The 13,581-nt window shown below is 58.5% G+C and carries 14 protein-coding genes and 2 pseudogenes; 6 read left to right on the top strand and 10 right to left on the bottom strand.

Features of this window, described 5'->3' with window-relative positions; genetic code table 11:
• Window positions 1-11: 11 nt before the first annotated feature.
• From AC0L7P_RS00110 to AC0L7P_RS00120, 3 genes and pseudogenes are all read right to left on the bottom strand, one after another.
• Window positions 12-1,280 (bottom strand): sugar ABC transporter permease, encoded by a 1,269-nt coding sequence (locus AC0L7P_RS00110; RefSeq protein WP_473435501.1) that lies wholly within the window; start codon window positions 1,278-1,280, stop codon window positions 12-14.
• Window positions 1,281-2,069, bottom strand: a pseudogene (locus tag AC0L7P_RS00115) (ATP-binding cassette domain-containing protein); the annotation flags it as partial.
• A 63-nt stretch (window positions 2,070-2,132) separates the two neighbouring features.
• Window positions 2,133-3,170 carry a substrate-binding domain-containing protein gene (locus tag AC0L7P_RS00120; protein WP_473433970.1) on the bottom strand — a complete coding sequence of 346 codons (1,038 nt, stop codon included), beginning with the start codon at window positions 3,168-3,170 and terminating at the stop codon, window positions 2,133-2,135.
• A gap of 254 nt (window positions 3,171-3,424) precedes the next feature.
• Between AC0L7P_RS00120 and AC0L7P_RS00125 the strand changes: the two genes are divergently transcribed.
• The 4 genes and pseudogenes from AC0L7P_RS00125 (at window position 3,425) to AC0L7P_RS00140 (ending at window position 5,910) form a co-directional block, all read left to right on the top strand.
• On the top strand, window positions 3,425-4,435 hold the full coding sequence (locus AC0L7P_RS00125; protein ID WP_473433971.1) for a LacI family DNA-binding transcriptional regulator: 1,011 nt from the start codon (window positions 3,425-3,427) through the stop codon (window positions 4,433-4,435).
• A gap of 93 nt (window positions 4,436-4,528) precedes the next feature.
• Window positions 4,529-5,217: pseudogene (locus tag AC0L7P_RS00130) on the top strand (esterase/lipase family protein).
• Window positions 5,218-5,297: 80 nt separating this feature from the next.
• A complete protein-coding gene (locus tag AC0L7P_RS00135; protein WP_473433972.1) occupies window positions 5,298-5,552 on the top strand; it encodes a hypothetical protein in 255 nt (84 codons plus the stop codon).
• Complete coding sequence (locus AC0L7P_RS00140; protein WP_473433973.1) at window positions 5,545-5,910, top strand: hypothetical protein; 366 nt, start codon at window positions 5,545-5,547, stop codon at window positions 5,908-5,910. The genes AC0L7P_RS00135 and AC0L7P_RS00140 overlap by 8 nt, the downstream gene beginning before the upstream one ends.
• A gap of 43 nt (window positions 5,911-5,953) precedes the next feature.
• On the opposite strand, the gene AC0L7P_RS00145 is transcribed toward AC0L7P_RS00140, so the two are convergent.
• Both AC0L7P_RS00145 and purE read right to left on the bottom strand, forming a co-directional pair.
• Window positions 5,954-7,027 carry a 5-(carboxyamino)imidazole ribonucleotide synthase gene (locus tag AC0L7P_RS00145; RefSeq protein ID WP_473433974.1) on the bottom strand — a complete coding sequence of 358 codons (1,074 nt, stop codon included), beginning with the start codon at window positions 7,025-7,027 and terminating at the stop codon, window positions 5,954-5,956.
• Window positions 7,020-7,505: a 5-(carboxyamino)imidazole ribonucleotide mutase gene (gene purE / locus AC0L7P_RS00150; RefSeq protein WP_473433975.1), complete on the bottom strand. Its 486-nt coding sequence runs from the start codon at window positions 7,503-7,505 to the stop codon at window positions 7,020-7,022. The genes AC0L7P_RS00145 and purE overlap by 8 nt, the downstream gene beginning before the upstream one ends.
• Before the next feature lie 118 nt (window positions 7,506-7,623).
• Between purE and AC0L7P_RS00155 the strand changes: the two genes are divergently transcribed.
• Window positions 7,624-7,977, top strand: a complete 354-nt coding sequence (locus tag AC0L7P_RS00155) for a VOC family protein (RefSeq protein ID WP_473433976.1) — start codon at window positions 7,624-7,626, stop codon at window positions 7,975-7,977.
• On the opposite strand, the gene AC0L7P_RS00160 is transcribed toward AC0L7P_RS00155, so the two are convergent.
• The 5 genes from AC0L7P_RS00160 to AC0L7P_RS00180 all read right to left on the bottom strand — a co-directional run bounded on the left by AC0L7P_RS00160 (window position 7,952) and on the right by AC0L7P_RS00180 (window position 12,590).
• Window positions 7,952-8,128, bottom strand: a complete 177-nt coding sequence (locus AC0L7P_RS00160; protein ID WP_473433977.1) for a hypothetical protein — start codon at window positions 8,126-8,128, stop codon at window positions 7,952-7,954. The genes AC0L7P_RS00155 and AC0L7P_RS00160 overlap by 26 nt on opposite strands.
• A 365-nt stretch (window positions 8,129-8,493) precedes the next feature.
• Window positions 8,494-9,084, bottom strand: coding sequence for an acyl-homoserine-lactone synthase (locus tag AC0L7P_RS00165; protein WP_473433978.1), 591 nt, complete (start codon window positions 9,082-9,084; stop codon window positions 8,494-8,496).
• Between the two features lie 76 nt (window positions 9,085-9,160).
• On the bottom strand, window positions 9,161-9,772 hold the full coding sequence (locus AC0L7P_RS00170) for an autoinducer binding domain-containing protein (protein ID WP_473435502.1): 612 nt from the start codon (window positions 9,770-9,772) through the stop codon (window positions 9,161-9,163).
• A 223-nt stretch (window positions 9,773-9,995) separates the two neighbouring features.
• Window positions 9,996-11,732 (bottom strand): M28 family peptidase, encoded by a 1,737-nt coding sequence (locus tag AC0L7P_RS00175; protein WP_473433979.1) that lies wholly within the window; start codon window positions 11,730-11,732, stop codon window positions 9,996-9,998.
• An 87-nt stretch (window positions 11,733-11,819) separates the two neighbouring features.
• A complete protein-coding gene (locus AC0L7P_RS00180; protein ID WP_473433980.1) occupies window positions 11,820-12,590 on the bottom strand; it encodes an IclR family transcriptional regulator in 771 nt (256 codons plus the stop codon).
• A gap of 143 nt (window positions 12,591-12,733) precedes the next feature.
• On the opposite strand from AC0L7P_RS00180, the gene AC0L7P_RS00185 reads away from it, so the two are divergent.
• Window positions 12,734-13,459: an aspartate/glutamate racemase family protein gene (locus AC0L7P_RS00185; protein ID WP_473433981.1), complete on the top strand. Its 726-nt coding sequence runs from the start codon at window positions 12,734-12,736 to the stop codon at window positions 13,457-13,459.
• The last annotated feature ends 122 nt before the right edge of the window (window positions 13,460-13,581 follow it).

Here is a 13,581-nt window from a genome sequence, read left to right on the forward strand (position 1 = left end):
CCTTTGATGGTTCAGGCACGACCGTGGCTTGCACGCGAACGGCGGGCCAGCGAATCGACGATAACAGCTATGGCAAGAACGGCGCCGGTGATCATGTAGCGCAGGGACGAACTGAGGTTGAGCAACGTCAGCCCGTTCGAGATTGCCATGATCACAAGAACCCCCAGCAACGCCGACCATGCCGACCCGCGCCCCCCGAACAGCGACGTTCCCCCGATCACCGCCGCCGCGATGGCGTTAAGGTTCACATCACCCGTGCCGGCCTGCTGGCTGGCCGAGGCAAGGCGGGCCGCGGCAAATACGCCCCCCAGCGCCGCAAGGGTGGAACACACCACGAATGCCGACAGGCGAATACGCTGTACGTTGATGCCCGAACGGCGCGCCGCCTCGGCATTTCCGCCAACCGCAAACATGGAGCGGCCCCATTTCGTGCGGGTCAGGCCATAATTCAGGATCACCACGAACAGGACAAACACACCGAACATCCACGGCACCCCCCTGCCCTGCTGAAGATAAAACACGGCGAAAAGCAGGGCAATCGTCAGGATCGCGGCCTTGGCAACGGCAACGCTCATGCCGCCGGACGACAGATTTGCCGCCGTTCGCTGCTGGTTCGTGCGGATGCTGCCATACACGATCAACGCGCCGGGAATGACCGCGACAATATAAGAAAGCCACGCCGGCATGATCAGGATCTGCCCGAAACGCACAAGCGGCGACGTAAACGGCATGTTGATCGATCCGGTTGGCCCAAGGATATAAAGCTGCAACCCCAGAAGGGCGAGAAGCCCCGCCAGGGTCGCAACAAAGCTGGGCATTTCGAACTTGTTGCGCAGAAAGCCGAACAAAAGCCCCACAAGCGCGCCGGTCAGCATGACGGCGATGATGGCGATGGGCAGCGGAACACCGGAATTGACCCAAAGCACCCCGGTCAGCGCCGAACCAAGGCCGCTCATCGATCCGATGGACAGGTCGATTTCACCCAACAGCAGCACGCAGACCACGCCAAGGGCAATCAACCCCACGGCAGCGGCATCAAACAACAGGTTCACCAGATTGTTGGGCGCAAGGAAAACGGGGTTCAGGGCACTGAACACCACCGAAATCAAAAGCAGGCCAAGAACAACCGGCAACATCCCGAGATCGCCCGAGCGGATCTGATCGATAAACCCACGCAATGCCCCCGCAAGACCTGCATCGTGACGCACCCGCGTATCGGCGCGGTCAAGTTGGGGGGCGGTGTGCGGCTTTGCATGTTCTGTGTCATTGGATTTCCCCACCTCTTCGAGTTTTCGCGCCGCGCGGCGCGATACGGAATTCTCGTTCGCCCCGGTGATCGCCGAAACAAGATCCTGATGCGATGTGTCGGCGGTAAAGACGCCATTGTTCTTGCCAAGGCGCAGCACGACAATGCGATCGGCAACGGCGCGCACATCTTCCATATTGTGCGAAATCAGGATGACCCCGTGTCCACGGTCGCGGACACGCTCGATCAGGTTAAGTACTTCGGCCGTTTGCGCGACGCCCAGCGCGGCGGTTGGTTCGTCCAGCATGATGATGCGCGGGTCCAGCAACAGCGAGCGCGCAATGGCGACCGTTTGTCGCTGACCACCGGAAAGGGATGCAATCGGTTCGCGCACCGACGGGATGCGCGCCGCCAATTCCTGCAAAAGGGTCCAGGCGCGGACTTCCATCTGCACTTCATCCATGCGCCAGGGGGCAATCTCGTGGCCCAGAAACAGATTGGCAACCACATCAAGGTTTTCACACAGGGCCAGATCCTGAAAAACCGTCGCGATCCCCATCTCCAACGCGGCAGAAGGGGTGTCCAGCGATACCTGTTTGCCACAATATTCGATGGTGCCAGCGGTTGGTTGATGCACCCCGGCCAAAACCTTGACCAGCGTGGATTTGCCCGCGCCGTTGTCGCCAACCAGCGCGACAACCTCGCCGGCATGAACGTCCAGTTCGATGTCCTCCAAGGCCGTCACGGCACCAAATTGTTTCTTGACCCCTCGCAACCGCAGGATCGGTTCGCCCTTTTCAGGCACGGCGCTTTCGTGTGTCATGACGGTCTTCTCCCCTGACAAGGAACGCGGCGCCGTATTTCCGGCGCCGCGCACATGCTTTGTTTACTCGATCCCGAGGGCGGTGCAGGCCTCGGCGTATTCGGCGGTGCAAACCTCGTCCGCGGTCTGGATACCGGCATCAAAGATTTCTGCCTTGATGTTTTCCTGGGTCACGACGGCCGGCACAAACAATTGCGACGGCGTGTTGTAAAGCGTCGTGGTGGCTTCGGGCGCCTCACCGTTGATCAGCTTCATGGTGACATCGGCGGCGGCGGCGGCGACAATTTCAGAGGGCTTGGAAATCGTGTTGTATTGATCCCCCGCGATGATCAGTTGCAGCGCGGCAATCGTCGCATCATTGCCGGTCACGGGCGGAAGCGGATCTGCGCCTGCGGCTTTCAGTGCTGCAATCGCACCACCGCCGGTGCCGTCATTGGCGGCCACGATCCCCTTGATGTCACCGCCAAAACGGGTGATCTGGCCTGCCGCCCATTCCTGTGCCTTGGGTGGTGCCCAGTCAGGGGTGTCGAATTCCGACAGCGTGACATAGGGCGAGGCATCAAGCGCGCGGTCGATACCATCCCGGATCAGCCCCGCCGCCGCATCGGTGGGCGACCCGTTGATCTGAAGAACACCGGCACCATCCGGGACACCGCCAGCCTGAAGATGTTCAACCAAAGACTGTGCGATGGCATAGCCGATACCTTCGTTGTCGAACGACACATAGAAATCAGCGGGCGAATCCGGGATCGGCCGGTCATAGGCAATAACCTTTACGCCCTGCGCATGGGCAATTTCAACCAACCCGGCGGCGGCGGCGGAATCGACGGGATCAAGAACAACAACCGTGGCGCCCTGCGCAATAACCGAGTTGAACTGTTGTTGCTGCAAGGCGACATCGCCATTGCCGTTTTGATAGATGAGCGTGCAGTCAGCGCAAAGATCATCCATCGCAGCCTGAAAGCCGGGCCAATCGTGTTCTTCGTACCGGGTGGATGCCTGATCGGGCATCAGAAAGGCGACGGTCTGGGCGGTGGCCGCCGTGGCGAACAGGGCTGCGATCAGCGTGGATGCCGCCGCAAGAGATGTGGTCTTGATCATTTTTTGCTCCTCCAAAACAAATTCGCGCCCGCTCATGCGGAGAGTGGCGCGTAGGGAGCAGGCATTGCACCGCAAACCACCCGCCCCTTGGCATGGTGGTTGACCGGCACTGAACTCCTCCCAACGCACCACAAAGAATGCGCAACCGACGGCTTCAGATGCACCATCGATTGAGCATTCTTGCTCCATCGATTGTTCTGCGTCAATGTGATTTAGACAAATTTGTTTGCATCCTCTAAGATGACGACGGGATTATGGAAAAAGACTCAAAAAGAACAACGATCTACGATCTTGCCAAACTTGCCGATGCCTCGCCAAGTGCGGTGAGTTCCGTCCTCAACGGAACCTGGGAAAAGCGCCGAATCAGCAAGAAACTGGCCGGACGGGTGATGAAGCTCGCAGAGGAACAAGGATATTCGGTCAACGTTCAGGCCAGTCTGCTGCGGCGCGAACGCTCTAACATCGTCGGGATGATTGTTCCCAAATACGACAACCGATACTTCGGCAAAATCGCCGAGCAATTCGAAACCATGGCGCGCGCACAGGGGCTGTTCCCCGTTGTCACCTGCACCCAGCGCGATCCTGAACTGGAATTCGAGGCCGCGAAAGAGCTGATTTCCTATCAGGCCGAATGCCTGATCTCGACCGGGGCAACGGACCCGGATCGCATTTCGGCCTTTTGCGGCGCATCCGGCGTGCAATCGATCAACCTGGACCTGCCGGGCAAAAGCGCGCCGTCGGTGATTTCGGACAATTACTCTGCGGCGCGGGATCTCACGATGCTGGTTCTTGACCGGTGCGAAACGGATCTTGGCTGGGGCGGGCCACTGCGCTTTGTTGGCGGGCGCCTTGCCGATCACAACACCGCCGCGCGCCTCAAAGGGTTTCTGGCCGCTCACACCGAACGTTCAATCCCCGTGCCCGATTCCTATGTCATGGCAACAGGCTATTCCGCCGACAAGGCCGCCAACACGCTGGTCGGGTTCCGGCCCGATGGCCCGGCCGGTCTTTTTGTAAATTCAACCATTTCGCTTGAAGGGGTCGTGCGGTGGCACAGCGAACTTGCCCATGGCGGCGAACAGGTAAGATACGGTTGTTTCGACTGGGATCCGTTCGGATCATTCCTTCCCGGCAACGTCGGAATGGTCGAACAGGATGTCACCACCATGCTGATCAAGGCATTCGAACTTATCGGAAAACCCACCGCGCCGACCACCCCGATCCTGGTCCCCTGCAAACTCCGAGTGTTCGGCCCTGCGCCATAGGTCGCCCGCGTCGAACAGACACAATAGTGGCGAACGTGATTTCGCCGGGCCGGCCGGGCTGGCACCGTCCGCGCCCCGCCCTATATGCTCCAGATGCGCGCGCTGCTGATCCTTTTCCTCTGTCTGTTGCCCGGTCTGGCCCGGGCAGATTGTGTTGTGCTGATGCACGGGCTGGCGCGCGGGCCAACCTCAATGCTGGTGATGGCCGAAGCGCTGGAATATGAAGGGTTCGATACCGTCAACGCCGGGTATCCCTCAACCAAAGCCCCCATCGCCACGCTGGTCGAACAGACCGTGCCACAGGCCGTGGCCCGGTGTGGTGATCAAACGGTGCATTTCGTCACCCACTCCATGGGGGGATTCTGGTGCGTGTCTGGCTTGAAAACAACCGCCCCGCGCATATGGGGCGGGTGGTGATGATGGCGCCGCCCAACCACGGGTCTGAATTGGTGGATGTGTTTGGCGATCTCGGGCCTTTCCAATGGCTGAACGGGCCTGCGGGGTTGCAACTGGGGACGGGCGCCGATGCCTTGCCCAACCGGCTGGGCCTGCCCCGGTTTGAACTGGGGGTGATTGCCGGCAACCGGTCGCTGAACCCGGTCTATTCCACCCTGATCCCGGGGCCGGACGACGGCAAGGTGTCGGTCGCCTCGACCAACCTGCGCGGGATGGACGATCACATCGTGATGCCCGTCACCCACACATTCATGATGCTACGCCCTCTGGTGATATCACAGGTGGTGGCCTTTCTGCGCACCGGGCGGTTCATCCACGCCGAATAGCATCGGACTGTAATTGGATCACTGTTTGACAAGTGTGGAGTCGCATCGTTTAGTATGAAAGTGCCAGGGAGAAAAGTGACATGTCTGAAAGAAAAACCATTACAGGCCAGAGCATTGTTTTAGACTATGGAAACTACAGCAATATACGTTTTGAAGAATGCAAAATCATCTACAAGGGTGGACGCCCGCCGACTCTAATCGGCAATGAGTTTATTAGATGTGAGTGGATTTTCGAGAATGAAGCAGAGAACACCCTTGCCTTCCTTAAGGGGCTCATCGACGGTGGTGGAAAAGGGCTTGTTCTTGCGTCACTCGGATTAAACGATCATGAATAGTGAGAACGTCTTTGAAGGCAATAGCTCGGCGGTAGGTGGTTCAACTGTTGAAACAACTTACGGCACGGTAAAACAAGAAGCTATCCCGGTAACTAAGGACCAACTTGAGGACATTAGAGATTCTTCATTTGAGAGCTTCATAATGTTCTCCGTTGCAGAATTCTTTCTTGCAGGTTCTATTTGGTTGGGAATCCAGAAATTTTTCGAACGGCCACCCGATCGGCCATTTTCACCCATTTTCTGGGTCTGTGTGATATCTGCTATTCTTGGTGGCGTCGTTCTTTTGGTGGCATTCTTCCAATTGAGACGCCGAAGAGCGAAAATTGACAATATTATTTCGAGATTCGATCCAAGGTAAATTTGATAGAATCGATAGCTGATCTCGTCCGTATTCAGTTCCGTTATGCCGCCCCCACCCGCCGATTCACATGGGCCATCTTGCGCCCCGCCCGCGCCTCGGCCTTGCCATAGAGGTGAATCGCGTTGGCAGGATCGCGGGCCAGTTCCGGCACACCGTCAATCTCATCGCCCAAGAGGTTGGTCATCACGATATCCGAATGGCGCTGCCCATCGCCCAAGGGCCAGCCCGCCACGGCACGGATATGCTGTTCGAACTGATCCACGACACAGCCATCCTGCGTCCAATGACCCGAATTATGCACCCTTGGCGCGATTTCATTCACGATCAGCCCGCCCTTGGTGACAAACAGCTCCACCCCCATGACGCCCACATAATCAAGCGCATTCAGGATCTGCCCGGTCAGGATCACCGCATCGGTCAACTGCCCCCGGCTCAGCTCGGCCGGCAGGGTGGTGGTGTGCAAAATGCCGTCGCGATGCACGTTCTGACCCGGATCGTAACAGGCCACCTGACCGTCGGCGCCGCGTGCGCCAATCACTGAAACTTCGTGACTGAAATCGACAAACCCTTCCAGAATGGCATCGGCCCCGGCCATGGCCGCAAAGGCCCCGTCCGCATCGCCAGCCGCCATGATCCGCGCCTGCCCCTTGCCATCATACCCCAGCCGCCGGGTTTTCAAGATCGCAGGCGCACCGATCTGCGCCAATGCCGCATCCAGCCCGGCACGATCTGTTACATCGGCAAAGGGCGCGGTGCGCAAACCCAGCCCCTCAAGAAACCGCTTTTCGATCAACCGGTCCTGTGACACGCGCAGCGCCTCGCGGCCGGGGCGGATCGGGCGCAGGGTTTCCAGCAGATCCAGCGCCGAGGTCGGGATGTTTTCAAACTCATAGGTGATCACATCCACGGCGCCTGCAAAGGCCCGCAAGGCCGCTTCGTCGTCATATCCCGCCGTGGTCAGCGCGCCGCACACCTCTGCGGCAGGCGCCCCTGCCCCCGGTTCATACACATGGCAGCGCAGGCCCAGCCGGGCCGCCGCCAGCGCCAGCATCCGGCCCAGTTGCCCACCACCCAGAATTCCGATCACCGCCCCCGGGCGCAATGGCTCATTCATCGACAGGCTCCTCGGGGATCGAGGCCGACAGCGCCGCGCGCCATGCCTCCAGCCGCTCGCCCAGAGCCGGATCGCCCAGCGCCAGAATTCCCGCCGCCATCAGCCCGGCATTCGCCGCGCCCGCCGCGCCGATCGCCATGGTCGCCACCGGAAAGCCCCGTGGCATCTGCACGATGGAATAAAGCGAATCGACACCGTTCAGCGCCTTTGTCTGGATTGGCACCCCGATCACCGGCAGCCGCGTTTTGCTGGCCATCATCCCGGGCAGATGCGCCGCCCCACCGGCCCCCGCGATGATCACGCTCAGGCCGCGCCCGACAGCGCCCTTGCCGTAATCCCACAACCGGTCCGGCGTGCGGTGGGCCGAGACGATCCGAGTTTCATAGGCCACCCCCAGTTCATCCAATATCTCTGCCGCGCCGCGCAGGGTGGGCCAATCCGACTGGCTCCCCATGATGATGCCCACGTCTATGCCCATACTGCCTCCACGGTTCGCCAGAAACGCGCACTATACCCACGCGCGGTACGCTGACAATGCACCGCGCGCCGTTTCATGGCAATCTGGGCAAAACCCCGACCAAATGAGATGACATACAATGACCGTCAAACGCATCGTCACGAATATCGCAACCACGTCTATCCCGACAGTTCAGGCATTCTATACCGATCTTTTCGGCCTGGACGTTGTGATGGATCATGGATGGATCGTGACGCTTGCCTCGCCCGAAACTGCCCGGGTGCAGGTCGCCTTTGCCAGCGAAGGCGGGTCAGGCACGCCGGTGCCCGACATTTCGATCGAGGTCGATGATGTCGATGCCATCCATGAACGTGCCCGGGCGCGCGGCCACGACATTGCCTATGCGCTCACCAACGAACCCTGGGGCGTGCGCCGTTTTTTCCTGCGTGACCCTGCTGGAAAGTTGCTCAACGTCCTGTCGCACCACGGCTGATCTCTCGGCCAGGCAGATAAGCGGCATTCAAATCAAATGATTGGTTTTCAGGTGTGGCGGCAATCGGGCGAATCGTGCCATTCTGTTCAGGCGGCAGAATGCCGTCTTGCTGCTCTTTGTTGATGCGGTGAACCTCGTCCGCGAACTGCACCTTCCCTTTGCCGTTCGCGCATCGCAGCTTTACCCATCGAATGCCTTGCGCAGCCCGCGAACCCCATGAAAACCACCCCCTCCGGCAACAGGCCGCGATGTCAGCCCGCCTGAACGGAAATGACAACGGCGCCCCAGGCCGGGCGACAGGTGAACAAGGAGCGTGGCGCCAGGCCGGATGCACAGGTGCCATTGCGATGAAGAGGTCACTCATAAGAATGGTTTGCAGCTTGAGGTCAGACACCAGAGGAAACAACGGTCACCAGCACAATGAACACGGCGCGCCCCTTATCCGGGCCGCGCCGCGATTATACTTACAGGGCGATCATGCGGCAGCCGACCGCCCCGCAGGAGATGACATCCGGCCTAGTGCAACTGATCGGCAAAGTTCATCGACACAACCTGATTGTTCACGCCTTCGATCTCCATCACCGGCCCCATGGCCGTCATGTCGACACCAACCCGCCCGGCCCAACGGGGCCAGTTCGCGTTCAGCAGGGTCAGGCAACTGGTCGCGCCCAGATCGCGGGCGGCCTTGGCCAGTTCGAACACCAACCGCGCATGAACCGACCGCCGGCGATTGGCCGGAACATTGTGCGACACAAACAACCGGCTGCTTTCCCATACATTTTCGCCCACCGGCGCCTCTTCATAAAGCAGGCAGGACGGAATCGTATCAAGCAGGCCGCGCTGTGCATCACGAATCATATAGGAATAAATCCCGCACTTTGCTGTGGTTGGCGTCAGGCGATTTCCCGCCATCACCTGCCCCAGCTCATCGTGGACAACGACCCAACGGCTGGCAGGCGTATCATATTGATCGTATTCCATGCCCATGGCCTGTGGCAGGTCCCATTTGTTGTGTTCGATGAACAGCTCACGACGGGCGCGAAACATATTAGCGAAAAGTTCACCATGAGCATGGATATTGGCGAACGAAAGAGTGGTGGTCTGCATTTGAGCCTCCAAAACAGAATCTTGGGAACATCCCCATCCTCCATCTAAGGGCGAATTGCTTACAAGTTTAACACACCTAAAGTAGATTATTATCTTTTGCTCTCTGAATTGCCTCGGCTGTCGTCCGGGCCAAAAGTCGATCCCGGGCGGATGACAATCGAAGCTTCAATGCGCTTTCGGAAATGCCTAATTTTTCAGCAGCAGCCGCGTGACGCATACCATCGGCGATACACTTGAGCGCCTGATTCTGTGCCTTCGTAAGCCGCTGATGCGGGTCGCTCATGTCGTGAAGTACGCCGACCAGCTCGGCAATTTGTACGATTTCGTCGTCGGTGAATTCGCGATCCGCCCGCGCCATGCTGCACACGGTGCGCGATTTTATCGGCCCGTGCGAAATGGTCGCCCCATAGTTCAACCCGAACTCGCGCGCCTTCTTGAAAATCCCGAAAGGATCGGGAATCCGCCGGTTGCTCCACCGGGTTGCGCCATTGGTGCTGAACGACCACGCCGTCATCGGATCGCGCAGCACATAGCCGTTTTCTGTATAATGGTCGATCCAGGCGGCATCGTAAGTCTGAAACATCATCACCGGCGACGTGAACCGGATGTGCAAAGCAAGAAAATAGCCCGCCAGCGCGAAGGCGTCGAGCTTGGCCAGTTCGTCGTCAAAATTTCGTTGCTCAAACATTGGCAACATCTGCACTGTTCGCGCAGGAAAAATCAATGCTTTCGCAACCATACGATGCGAAATATCGCACCCCACACAACCAAGGCTAGTGCCAAGCGCCCGACGTGGAACGGGCCAGAACAGATGTGCGCGCCAAATGCTGTGTGTAAAGACAAGCATCCAGCGCGCATATCCCACCCTGCCGGACCATGTGAAACAGTCCCGCAGGGTGGGTGTATGACGATCAGCCAGTGATCAGAGCAATATGCCGTTCGGCGTCACGCATCCCAGAGATCACCGCGTTTTGTCCGCGCTGAAGCTGCGTTTTGGCAAAGCCCAGTGTCCGGTCATCACAACCAGACATCTTGCCCGCAACATCCAGGGCCGGCAGGGGTGGAATGGTTAGCGCCGGGTCATGGCGAAACCGCGGGCCACGGTTAAAGTTGAGCGGCACCAGCATCCGCGCCAGATCTTGAATCACCGTATTGGCCTTGTCAGCCGGGATTTTTCCGGCCTCCACATCCTTATAGAATGTTTCAAGCGTAGACAGCAGGCTGTCGGCCGCCTTGCGCGCCGGTGACAGGTCAAAGTGCTGGCCTGCGTCCTTCTGATACCCGTCGATTGTTGCCTGAAATTCGCGCGCGGTGGCGCGCCAGTCAAAGGGCAGGATCGTCGCATTGGCATTGCGCAGCACCGCCAGAAGATACACCTTGATGTCACGCAGCAAGATATCTTTGTCGGCGATTTCCAACGTATCGTTTTCGGTGTGCCAGGCGATATTCATGCCGCATCCGCCAACAGGGTAATACCCTTTTTCTTCGCGGTCCGCCGATGTCATGGCCGAGGACAGCATGAAATAGCTGCTTAACCCGATACCGTTGAACGAATAATCCCCGGCCCGGTGGGGCCGTTCGCCCTGCAACGTCTTGCCTGCAACCTCCTGCACCACTTCGGCCAGAAACTCCGATGTTTCGCTCATCAACGATACATCGGTGAATTCCGTCGCCCAGCGGCAACCCGGGCTGTCACAATTAACCTGCGACACACAGTTCTGGTCCAGATCAAGGGCGAATTCATCGGAAAACCAGGTCGAGCCGGCATAGCGCCCCGTTGAATGCCCCGGCCACCAGCAGATGCGCACCGAGCGTTTCAGTTTGTCGCGATGTTTCCACAGCACCCGCGCCATTTCCAGCATCGAGGCATCGCCAGTGGCATTGTCGCCAACCCCCACATCCCAGCTATCAAGGTGGCCATGCAGCAGGACGTATTTTTCAGGTTCTTCACTGCCTTCGATAAAGACTTCGGGCAATTTCGAGGTGAACCAGCCTTGCTCCATCTCGGTAAAGATCGTCACGTCCTTGCCGGCTTTTGCCATCTCGATCAGGGCCTGACCATCAGGGTTGTTCACCGCCAGCGCCGGGATCGAAGGAATGCGGCCCACGTCGTCCAATCCGGGCACGCCCCAGATCGTGGTGCAGATACCCCAGTGAATATCAACGCCCGGGTTGATTGCGATGACGCCGATCGCCCCGGAATCGGCCATCAGGGATACGATGGCAGGGCTTGCGAACCCTTCAGAGATGACAATCTTGCCGGTGACGGCTTTGGTCATTTCGGGGCTGCGTTCAAAGTTGAATTCAAAGAAATCCTGATCTTCGCCGTCTTCATCGGTGGCAAGTGTCGGCATGTAAACCAACGGCCCGCTCAGGCCCGCGCGGGCGTCGGTGCTATAGGCTGGCGGTTTTGCGCGAAAGGTTTTTCCGCCCGCTTCAACCCGCGCGACGCCCGGCAGGCTGAGATACAGTTCCGGGCTGTGCATTGTCACCGGCACGCCATGTTTTGCCAACCGGCTGGCCACCTCATCCATGCCGCGGTTCACATCCGTGGGGTGTTCACGTTTGAACCCGGCAAAGGATTCTACCAGGGCCCAGGGTTCATCCAGGGATACGCTGTCCAATACGGATTGTTCTGTGTCGTTCATAACTTCCTCCCGAAGCGTTTTGCTCACCGAAACGGTTATTCAACAAATAAAACGCTAGCAAAGAGTTCCCGTTCTCACAAGTGGTTGTCAGGCCGGCGCATGAGAAAGTTTGGCACTCACCCCTGCCGCAGCGGCAAGCACCGCCTCCAGATATTGCGCGCGGGTCGTTTCGTTGAAACGGGGCATGGCACCGGCGACGGATATGCCGGCAATCACCTTGCCTGCCCCATCGCGGATGGGCGCGGCAATGCTGAAGGCGCCGTCGTCAAGATCGTTCACCGCGACGTTATAGCCGGAATCGCGAATTCTCTTTAGTGTATCGCGCAATTTTTCGGGGTCCGTTTCCGTATGGTGCGAGTAACGATCAAGCGTGCCGCTCAGCACGCGCTCGATCACATCGTCCCCCGCATAGGCCAATATCAGCAATGATGCGCCCCCGGCGTGAAGCGGCCCGAAACGCCCTGCCTGTGCAAAGATGCGGATGGGGTATGTCCCTTGCCGGGTGGCCAGAACAAAGCTGCGCAACCCTTCGCGCATCACCAGATTGACGTTTTCACCTGTTTTATCACGCAGCTTGTCCATTTCCGACGGGGCCGCGTGCATAAGCGTGCCTTCGCGCCCCACACGTTCGCCCAACACGGCAACCCGATAGCCCAGCGAATAGGTCGCCCTTTCGGGATCGCGAAAAACGAAACCGCGCTCTTCAAGGGTAAACAGCAGCCGAAAAACGATGGATTTCGTCAGATCCAGCGTTTTTGAAAGCTCTGTAACACCTTGGCCCGGCCTCTCGGCCAAGGCCTCCATGACGGATAAGGCCCGCCCAACTGCTTCGATCGTATAGGCTTTTTTCTCGCTCACCGGGGCCTCCAGACATTCCATTCAGGTCTTTTACAGAACTGTTGCAAAATTTCGAATCTAAGTTACTGTCATATCTAGAAACAGCGTTTTACAGAGTAAAACAAGGGGGGAGCATGAGAATTGCGTATGTAGTACCCGGTCCGATGTCGAAAACGAAAATGGGCCAGACGGAAATGACACGCCGCGAGAACCTGTTGAACCGCTGGGCTTTTGAGGGAACCACTGTAAAAGTGGTCGACGTGGCCAGCGGCCCGGCGTCGATTGAATCCGCCTATGAAGAGGCGCTTTGCGTTCCCACCACGGTTGAACTGATCGCCCAATGCGAGGCAGACGGATACGACGCCTGCATCATCGGTTGCTTTGGCGACCCCGGCCTGGAAGCCGCGCGCGAAATTGCAACGATCCCGGTGATCGGCCCCTGCGAGGCATCCATGTTGCTGAGTGCCGGTCTGGGCCACAAGTTTTCGATCCTGACGATCTATGACAGCATGGTGGCAGGGCAAGAACTTTTGGCCTATCGCACCGGCGTTCTGGCCAAACTGGCGTCGGTGCGCGCAACCGATATTCCGGTGCTTGAACTGATGACCGCCCCCGACGACACCCGCAAGAGGTTGATCGAGGTGGCCACCCAATGCGTGCAGCAGGACCGCGCCGATGCGCTGATGTTTGGCTGCATGACGATGTCTTTCCTCGATATGGCCGATGATATTTCCACCGCCGTAGGGGTGCCTGCGGTGAATGCAGCCAAGGCCGCGCTCAAGCAAGCAGAAAGCTGGGTGTCGATGGGGCTGTCACATTCCAAGAAGGCCTATCCGCTCCCGTCAAAAATGGCGACGGGAACAACATTCAAGGACATGCGGATTGCCTGAATAATAAAACCCAGGGGAGAAACCATGAAGAATATAGGACAAAGTTTTGCGGCCGCGGTCGGCGTCGCACTATTGGCAAGTCCAGGTTTTGCCGGAGACGAAATCAGAACGATCGAACTGTT

The organism is Oceaniglobus sp. K40-3, assembly GCF_055808395.1.

Bases quoted from the DNA above. Each gene is read 5' to 3' on its own strand.
- AC0L7P_RS00120 (WP_473433970.1), bottom strand. From the start codon at position 3,170: ATGATCAAGACCACATCTCTTGCGGCGGCATCCACGCTGATCGCAGCC.
- AC0L7P_RS00125 (WP_473433971.1), top strand. From the start codon at position 3,425: ATGGAAAAAGACTCAAAAAGAACAACGATCTACGATCTTGCCAAACTT.
- AC0L7P_RS00135 (WP_473433972.1), top strand. From the start codon at position 5,298: ATGTCTGAAAGAAAAACCATTACAGGCCAGAGCATTGTTTTAGACTAT.
- AC0L7P_RS00140 (WP_473433973.1), top strand. From the start codon at position 5,545: ATGAATAGTGAGAACGTCTTTGAAGGCAATAGCTCGGCGGTAGGTGGT.
- AC0L7P_RS00145 (WP_473433974.1), bottom strand. From the start codon at position 7,027: ATGAATGAGCCATTGCGCCCGGGGGCGGTGATCGGAATTCTGGGTGGT.
- purE (WP_473433975.1), bottom strand. From the start codon at position 7,505: ATGGGCATAGACGTGGGCATCATCATGGGGAGCCAGTCGGATTGGCCC.
- AC0L7P_RS00155 (WP_473433976.1), top strand. From the start codon at position 7,624: ATGACCGTCAAACGCATCGTCACGAATATCGCAACCACGTCTATCCCG.
- AC0L7P_RS00165 (WP_473433978.1), bottom strand. From the start codon at position 9,084: ATGCAGACCACCACTCTTTCGTTCGCCAATATCCATGCTCATGGTGAA.
- AC0L7P_RS00170 (WP_473435502.1), bottom strand. From the start codon at position 9,772: ATGTTTGAGCAACGAAATTTTGACGACGAACTGGCCAAGCTCGACGCC.
- AC0L7P_RS00175 (WP_473433979.1), bottom strand. From the start codon at position 11,732: ATGAACGACACAGAACAATCCGTATTGGACAGCGTATCCCTGGATGAA.
- AC0L7P_RS00185 (WP_473433981.1), top strand. From the start codon at position 12,734: ATGTCGAAAACGAAAATGGGCCAGACGGAAATGACACGCCGCGAGAAC.